The sequence below is a fragment of the Bradyrhizobium sp. genome, from assembly GCF_017881085.1.
In the GTDB taxonomy this organism is placed as follows: Bacteria; Pseudomonadota; Alphaproteobacteria; order Rhizobiales; family Xanthobacteraceae; genus Bradyrhizobium.
In genome coordinates this window covers 1-2,593 of the sequence record NZ_JADGRI010000491.1, presented here as the reverse complement: position 1 = coordinate 2,593, position 2,593 = coordinate 1, and the positions used below count along the sequence as shown (strand labels likewise).

Annotated in this window: 3 protein-coding genes; all 3 read left to right on the top strand. The window is 63.5% G+C overall.

Translation table 11 applies throughout. From position 1 onward, the window contains the following. The coding region (infB, locus tag QZ213_RS27090; protein WP_291689116.1) for a translation initiation factor IF-2 at window positions 1-1,117 on the top strand (1,117 nt) is incomplete at its 5' end. A 166-nt stretch (window positions 1,118-1,283) separates the two neighbouring features. Continuing rightward, entirely contained in the window at window positions 1,284-1,697 is a 414-nt protein-coding gene (gene rbfA / locus QZ213_RS27085) for a 30S ribosome-binding factor RbfA (protein WP_291689115.1), read from the top strand. Continuing rightward, window positions 1,697-2,593: tRNA pseudouridine(55) synthase TruB (truB, locus tag QZ213_RS27080; RefSeq protein ID WP_291689114.1), on the top strand; the 897-nt coding region annotated here is incomplete at its 3' end. The genes rbfA and truB, both read left to right, overlap by 1 nt.

Genomic DNA, 2,593 nt, shown 5'->3' with positions numbered 1-2,593 from the left:
GGTCGAATCGCTCGGCGGCGACGTCGTCGACGTCGAGGTTTCCGCCAAGAACAAGACCAATCTCGACAAGCTCCTGGAAATGATCGCGCTGCAGGCCGAGTTGCTCGACCTCAAGACCAATGCGTCGCGTCCCGCCGAAGGCACCGTGATCGAAGCCAAGCTCGATCGCGGCCGCGGTCCGGTCGCGACCGTGCTGGTACAGCGCGGCACCTTGAAGGTCGGTGACATCATCGTCGCCGGCGCCGAGATGGGCCGCGTGCGCGCGCTGATCAACGACCAGGGCGTCACCATCGACGAAGCCGGACCTTCGGTGCCGGTCGAGGTGCTCGGTTTCAACGGCCCGCCGGAAGCCGGCGATCGTCTGGCCGTGGTCGAAAGCGAAGCCCGCGCCCGCGAAGTCACCAGCTACCGCGCGCACCAGAAGCGCGAGAACGCAGCCGCCAGCATTTCCGGCATGCGCGGCTCGCTCGAGCAGATGATGTCGCAGCTCAAGACTTCGGGCCGCAAGGATTTCCCGCTGATCATCAAGGCCGACGTGCAGGGCTCGCTGGAAGCGATCCTCGGCTCGCTCGACAAACTCGGCACCGACGAAGTCACCGCGCGCATCCTGCATGCGGGCGTTGGCGGCATCTCCGAATCCGACGTCACGCTGGCGGAAGGTTTCAACGCCGCCATCATCGGCTTCAACGTCCGCGCCCACAAGGAAGCAGCAGCCGCCGCGAAGCGCAACGGCATCGAAATCCGCTACTACAACATCATCTACGACCTCGTGGACGACGTGAAGAAGGCGATGTCCGGCCTGCTGGCGCCGACGCTGCGCGAGACCATGCTGGGCAATGCCCTGATCCTGGAAGTGTTCAACATTTCCAAGGTCGGCAAGGTCGCGGGCTGCCGCGTTACCGACGGCACCGTGGAACGCGGCGCCAACGTCCGGCTGATCCGCGACAACGTCGTCGTGCACGAAGGCAAGCTGTCGACGCTGAAGCGTTTCAAGGACGAAGTGAAGGAAGTGGCGTCCGGCCAGGAATGCGGCATGGCGTTCGAGAATTACGGCGACATGCGCGCCGGCGACATCATCGAGTGTTATCGCGTGGAGACGATCCAGCGCTCGCTGTGAGTCCGAATCTCACAAAGCGCCTGGGCCTTTATTGAAGAAAATGCGGCGTCATGGCCGGGCATGTCCCGGCCATCCACGTCTTACCTGATTCAACAAGAGAGACGTTTCAAACGAGCAAGACGTGGATGCCTGCGACGAGCGGGCATGACGATTTCGAGAGACATCAATGCCCCGCCACCACAATAAGGACTCCGCCCCCGGCGGCTCGCAACGTCAGTTGCGGGTCGGCGAAACCGTGCGTCACGCGATCGCTGACATTCTTTCGCAGGGCAGCGTGCACGACCCGGAACTCGAGGGTCACATCATCACCGTGCCCGAGGTGCGGATGTCGCCGGACCTCAAGCTCGCGACCATCTACGTCATGCCGCTCGGCGGCCGCGATATCGACGTCGTAATTGCGGCTTTGGAGCGGAACAAGAAGTTCCTGCGCGGCGAGATCGCGCATCGCGTTAACTTAAAATTTGCGCCTGATGTTCGCTTTCGCGTTGACGAACGATTCGACGAAGCGGAACGAATAGAGAAATTACTGCGAACACCTGCGGTGCAAAGAGACCTCGAACCAGATTCGGACAAATCCTGATGATCGTGACCACCGCCAACAGCGCGTTCGAGCCACCGGATGCCGATTCGCACGAGGCTGAAAAAAATAGTTTCATCGAGGCGCGCCGCACCAACAACGACCCCCGCGACCAGGGTCAACGCGGCGGCAAGCAGGCCCGCCAGAACCAGCCCCGGCGCGACAAGCGCGACGTCCACGGCTGGGTGGTGCTCGACAAGCCGATCGGCATGACCTCGACGCAGGCGGTCGCGGTGGTGAAGCGGCTGTTCCAGGCCAAGCGCGCGGGCCATGCCGGCACGCTCGATCCGCTCGCCTCCGGCGGCCTGCCGATCGCGCTCGGCGAGGCCACCAAGACGGTTCCCTTCGTGATGGACGGCCGCAAGCGCTACCGCTTTACGGTCGCCTGGGGCGAGGAACGCGATACCGACGATACCGAGGGCCGGGTAACCAAAACCAGCGAACTCAGGCCCTCCGCCGAGGCAATAAGGGAACTCTTGCCGCGCTTCACCGGCCTGATCGAGCAGATCCCGCCGCAATACTCCGCCATCAAGGTCCAGGGCGAGCGGGCCTATGACCTGGCGCGCGACGGGGAGACCGTGGATCTGAAGCCGCGCCCGGTTGAGATTCACCAATTAATCCTTGTGGAACAACCAGATAGCAGCCATTCCGTGTTCGAGGCCGAGTGCGGCAAGGGGACCTATGTGCGGGCGCTGGCGCGCGATATCGGCCGGCTGCTGGGCAGCTTCGGCCATATCTGCGCGCTGCGGCGAACGCTGGTCGGTCCATTCGGCGAGAAGGACATGATTCCGCTGGAACAATTGGAGGCTTTGTGCGATAGAGCCGCGTCTGGCGAGGGCAGCCTCGCCGACGCGCTTTTGCCCGTTGAGACCGCGCTGGACGACATCCCGGCACTGGCC

Coding starts and splice junctions, on each gene's coding strand:
- rbfA (WP_291689115.1), top strand. CDS start 1,284: ATGCCCCGCCACCACAATAAGGACTCCGCCCCCGGCGGCTCGCAACGT.